Raw genomic sequence first — 4,806 nt, forward strand, 5'->3', positions numbered from 1 at the left:
GTTGGTCGCCAGAAATAGAAAGAATATCTGTTCCTAGATATGACCAATATCCCTTATCTTTTATCCGACATAATCTACGATTAATACTACTTTCCTTGATACATAACACTTTCACCAACATGCGATCGCGGAAGGAGCATGTTGGCAACGGAATAGAAACTATTGCGCTGCCGATGAATTTTGCTTGTCTTTGGTATCGCCTTTGATGCGTAATCCAAGCGATAACCATTTACAGGGTGCTAACTTCCAGTTACAGTTAGCCGTAACTTATTATATGCACAATGCAACTATAACTTTGACTTGGTGTAAAGATAGTTTACAAAAGTTGCTCAGGCGGTTGCCTTAGTCTATGGGAATAAAAAAGTTTAACAATTTCTGTTAAGTGCTTTACCCCGCTCCAAGCATCCGTCCATAAATCGCTTGAAAGAGCCTCTACGGCGCACCCACGCTACGTTATTACTAGAGCGATCGCCACTGGCTCATGACGGTTACGCCATCGCTCTTAAGCTCTTCAAAGATTTCTGGTCTTATTTCCCGGTAACTCTATTATTATCCAGTCATCAGTAATGGGAAGTATATTTTCCAGTGTTGTAGAGTTTCTTGTTCTTGACTAATAAATTTCGTCTTCTTCACCTACCCAATCTTCATCCCAGAGAAGTTCATTGTAAACCTTAGTAGCTTGAGATATTTTTAGGTTGTGAGCTGCGGTCACACAATTTCTTGGTTGCCAGCCAATGAGGGCGTATCTCCCATGTAAATGTCTGACAGCATCTTTGCAGTCATTAATTACTGGAATATCTTCTTTGATGTATTTCCGCAATTGGATTCCTAAGCGAATTGCCTCCATTTCATAATTGTGAAAATAGGGTTCTTCAACATCAGGTGTAGAAATCAGCAATCCTCTCACCCAGGCATAATTTTTATAGATAGCCTTCGCTACAACTAAATTGACTTGTTTTGGTGCCCAGTTGCTCCTTTGGAAAAAGTTATCTATTACTGATTCATCATCTAAATCTATATCGACGTTAGATTCTGAAAGTATTTCCGAGATATCTGTATTTTCTAAGAACAGTTCGTACCACTCTTGAAAAGTTTCGGGACTAAATAGTTTTCTGGCTTCTTCAAATGAAATTTTCTCCCATCCAGCATCTGTAACTATTTCGTTACCAGTAGGAGCAATGAACAGATTTTCTTCTTCTACCATCCAAGGGAAGGGTGTATTGTGATTTTTTCTCTTTCGTTTATCCATTGAACTGCTATAGAGGATCACTCTTATTATCCTGTCTCCTATCCTACCTGACAAATTGAGTGTCTCTAGTCCATGAAAAGCGATGCTAATAGAAACTATTACAAAAATAATTCGATTTCGAGGAAATCTAGTTAATATTAATTAGCTGAAGTAAAAATATCTGGTTAGAGTCTTTATGTTTGATTTTCATCCTTTGCGATTACCATCAAAATATTTTAATATTCTCATTACAGTACTAACTTTTGTTTTATTTTTTTGGTTCACTCCTGTCGTTGCTCAAGCATTAACTAAAGCTCCGGTTATTTTGGATGGACAACAGCTTTTTCAGATCAGTGATTCTGGTCAGTATAGCGCTCAAGAACGGACACATTTAATCAACTCACAACTAAAAAATGTGATTTCCGCTTCTGAGTCTATTCAAGTTAAAATTGAAAAACGCAACCAGCTACCTACTATTTTATTAAATGACCGCTATTTGTTAACAGTTACACAACAAGATACTTTACCAGGTAGTACACTCGATGAGCAGGCTAACATTTGGGCGCAGCAAATTGAAGGAGCGTTACAGGAAGCTCATTTAGAGCGAACTAGAACCTATCTTCAACAAACAACTTTTATAGCAGCAGCAATTTTATTCATAACTGTAGGATTTAGTTGGCTATTGGGATGGATTAAGCATCAATTTATCCGAGTAGCTTCACTTCGTTTAACAACTAGCAATGCTATACCTAATTCGGAAACACTTAAAGTATTGGAATTATTTTTCAAATTAGTGTTGGCAAGTATGCGTATCGGACTTTGGGTGAGTGCGATTCTTTATATCACTAATCTCTTTCCTTTCACTCGTCAATGGAGTTACCAAATTTCAAATATCCTGATTACCAGTTTTACCTCACCTATCCTGACATTAGGAAAGAATCCTTACTCTCTTACTGAATTAATAATTTTGGTTGGTTTGTTGTTTGGCTTAGTTATCTTTGCTGGAACTTTAACCAACTTTTTACGTTCTCGGATTCTCTCTTTTACTGTCATCAATCGTGGCGTTCAAGAAGCGATTATAATACTTTTAAAATATGGTCTAATTTTTATTGGCACACTGGTACTCCTACAAATCTGGGGGCTTGACATTAGCTCTTTGACAATTTTAGCAAGTGCTTTAAGCGTTGGAATTGGCTTTGGTTTACAGGATATTGCTAAGAATTTTGGCAGTGGTTTAGTACTAGTATTTGAGCGCCCGATTCAGGTTGGAGATTTTGTGGAAGTTGGGGAATATACAGGTATTGTCGAACGAATCGGTGCCAGAAGTACCGAGATTCGTACCCTTGACCACGTTTCAATTATTGTACCCAACTCTCGCTTCTTGGAAAAAGAAGTAATCAACTGGAGCCATCGCAACCCGATTTCTCGCCTTCATCTCCCCGTTGGCGTTGCCTATAGCTCAGATCCCAAAGCAGTGCAATCTGCTCTGTTAGAGTCTGCTTCTAAGCATCCCAATGTATTGCAGACTCCTTTGCCTCTAGTACTGTTTAAAGAGTTTGGCAACAACACCTTAAATTTTGAGTTATTAGTCTGGACTACAGAACCTAATAAACAATTTTTGCTCAAAAGTGATTTATACTACATTATTTACGAAGTATTAAAGCAACGAGAAATTGAAATTCCTTTTGCTCAGTTAGATTTACATCTGCGTTCTGGAAAGTTGGAATTTACGCCAGAAATGCAGTTAGCTTTAATACAGATGGTTGAAGGATTATCAAATCAGGAGTCATGCATAGATTCAACCAATACAATTGAAAGGAACACAGAGGGTATAGATGCATGAACGCTCTGTAATCATGGGGGTCTACCCACAAAAATCATCCACCCGAATATCCCGCCAGACATCCGAAACCTGCCAGCCGGAATTGCCCACAGATTGTACTGGAGGATTGTCAAGAAATGGAATATAGTCAGCAACTCTAGGCTCTGGAGTAATTACAGGTTTCTCCTCAACCACAGGGGCTGTATATTTGACAGTATTAGCTTGAAGAAGTTGGTCTTCTGCTTCTTCAATTAACTTCATCTGTCTCAGGGTAAGCTTGTCGGATTTTTTGATGATCTTCTTCGTATCTATATTATTAGAAGTATTCATTGGCTGTTCCCTCAAAGGCATTGGCTTAAAATTTGGATGATTAAAGTTGGGAGAAGATGGGTATAAATAATTTGCACGGAATTAACAAGCTACACCAAATCGATGGAAAATACGAGTCCCTAATTGTAAGAATTTACCAATTGAGTACAAATCTCTTTTCAGGTAGATGCCTTAGCACAATAGGAGGACAGATACAAGTATTAAGCGATCGCTTCTTTCCTCATGACTGTAGCCCAAGATTTTTTTGCGCTTTTGACTCCTAATAAGCAGATAATTAAGGGTTAAGAGTTCTCGCTGTCGAGGAATAGCAGAAAAATATGAGTAAGCTCATCTTAATTACAGGCATAAGTAAAGGTCTGGGTTATGCGATGACCGAGGGTTTTATTCAACAGGGACATACTGTTATTGGTTGTGCCCGTTCATCAGATGCGCTCGATAAAATACGCCAAAAGTTTAGTGCGCCCAATGATTTCACATCTGTAGATGTAGCAAATGAACAGCTTGTAAAAAAATGGGCACTAGACGTACTTCAAAAATATTCACCGCCAGATATAGTAATAAATAATGCGGCAATTATTAATAACCCAGCACCTTTGTGGGAAATCCCATCTGAAGAATTTTCGGCTCTAATAGATATCAATATCAAAGGAGTAGCGAATATAATTCGCCATTTCGTACCAGCAATGGTGAAAAAGAAACGGGGTATTATTGTTAACTTTAGTTCTGGCTGGGGACGTTCGACTTCAGCCCAAGTTGCACCATATTGTGCTTCTAAGTGGGCAATAGAAGGATTAACTCGTTCTTTGGCACAAGAATTGCCAACTGGTATGGCAGCTATACCCCTCAATCCAGGTATTATTCATACTGATATGCTTTCTATTAGCTTTGGAGAAGAAGCTGCTAATTATACACCTGTGTCCGATTGGGTATTGAAAGCTGTTCCGTTTATTCTCAATTTAAAACCCAAAGATAACGGTATTCCCTTAACAATTTCATGAAATTGATTATGCGTGAATTGTTTTGACTGTATATTAACCAATGCAACAGCGAACGGCAGCATTAAAAATTGGGAATTGCTTTAATCCTTAGCCGCTAAAGTGCTAAATCTGAAACAGAAAAATATAGTAGAGCCTGTTAAAAAACTATTATGTTTACTTTTACATTCAAGTAGGGCAAAGTATGACTGCTCTGAGATATTTTGCATTCTTTGTACTACTATTAGCTGGACTATTATCAGCAATTAAGCAAATGAGTCTTGCTTTAGATGAAGGAAATATTGAGTGGTTCACCCTTTGGACAGGTGTTGCCTCTATCATTGCAGGTTTACCAATTATATTGTGGTAAATCTCAGGTAAGCACATAATCTTTTTCGGCGTTGCATAATAAGGTATGAATATAGGGTGCTAAAACATGAATTGTCCTGAAT

General features: G+C 38.0%; 7 protein-coding genes. 5 read left to right on the forward strand and 2 right to left on the reverse strand.

The window, feature by feature from the left end; all coding sequences use genetic code 11:
- A partial coding sequence (locus HWQ36_RS19410; protein ID WP_292705348.1) for a hypothetical protein occupies positions 1-206 on the forward strand: 206 nt, incomplete at its 5' end.
- Between the two features lie 214 nt (positions 207-420).
- Entirely contained in the window at positions 421-567 is a 147-nt protein-coding gene (locus HWQ36_RS19415; RefSeq protein WP_292705349.1) for a hypothetical protein, read from the forward strand.
- A gap of 43 nt (positions 568-610) precedes the next feature.
- On the opposite strand, the gene HWQ36_RS19420 is transcribed toward HWQ36_RS19415, so the two are convergent.
- The gene (locus HWQ36_RS19420) at positions 611-1,249 is read right to left on the reverse strand and encodes a hypothetical protein (RefSeq protein ID WP_292705351.1); all 639 of its coding nucleotides are present in this window, start codon (positions 1,247-1,249) and stop codon (positions 611-613) included.
- Between the two features lie 175 nt (positions 1,250-1,424).
- Between HWQ36_RS19420 and HWQ36_RS19425 the strand changes: the two genes are divergently transcribed.
- The gene (locus HWQ36_RS19425) at positions 1,425-3,071 is read left to right on the forward strand and encodes a mechanosensitive ion channel domain-containing protein (RefSeq protein ID WP_292705352.1); all 1,647 of its coding nucleotides are present in this window, start codon (positions 1,425-1,427) and stop codon (positions 3,069-3,071) included.
- A gap of 21 nt (positions 3,072-3,092) precedes the next feature.
- On the opposite strand, the gene HWQ36_RS19430 is transcribed toward HWQ36_RS19425, so the two are convergent.
- Entirely contained in the window at positions 3,093-3,380 is a 288-nt protein-coding gene (locus HWQ36_RS19430) for a hypothetical protein (RefSeq protein ID WP_292705354.1), read from the reverse strand.
- Positions 3,381-3,697: 317 nt separating this feature from the next.
- On the opposite strand from HWQ36_RS19430, the gene HWQ36_RS19435 reads away from it, so the two are divergent.
- Together HWQ36_RS19435 and HWQ36_RS19440 are read left to right on the forward strand one after the other, a co-directional pair.
- Complete coding sequence (locus tag HWQ36_RS19435) at positions 3,698-4,378, forward strand: SDR family oxidoreductase (protein WP_292705355.1); 681 nt, start codon at positions 3,698-3,700, stop codon at positions 4,376-4,378.
- A gap of 181 nt (positions 4,379-4,559) precedes the next feature.
- A complete protein-coding gene (locus HWQ36_RS19440) occupies positions 4,560-4,724 on the forward strand; it encodes a hypothetical protein (RefSeq protein ID WP_292705357.1) in 165 nt (54 codons plus the stop codon).
- Positions 4,725-4,806 lie beyond the last annotated feature (82 nt).

The organism is Nostoc sp. NMS2 (assembly GCF_017115105.1).
In the GTDB taxonomy this organism is placed as follows: Bacteria; Cyanobacteriota; Cyanobacteriia; order Cyanobacteriales; family Nostocaceae; genus Nostoc.

Coding starts and splice junctions, on each gene's coding strand:
- HWQ36_RS19420 (WP_292705351.1), bottom strand. CDS start 1,249: ATGGATAAACGAAAGAGAAAAAATCACAATACACCCTTCCCTTGGATG.
- HWQ36_RS19425 (WP_292705352.1), top strand. CDS start 1,425: ATGTTTGATTTTCATCCTTTGCGATTACCATCAAAATATTTTAATATT.
- HWQ36_RS19430 (WP_292705354.1), bottom strand. CDS start 3,380: ATGAATACTTCTAATAATATAGATACGAAGAAGATCATCAAAAAATCC.
- HWQ36_RS19435 (WP_292705355.1), top strand. CDS start 3,698: ATGAGTAAGCTCATCTTAATTACAGGCATAAGTAAAGGTCTGGGTTAT.
- HWQ36_RS19440 (WP_292705357.1), top strand. CDS start 4,560: ATGACTGCTCTGAGATATTTTGCATTCTTTGTACTACTATTAGCTGGA.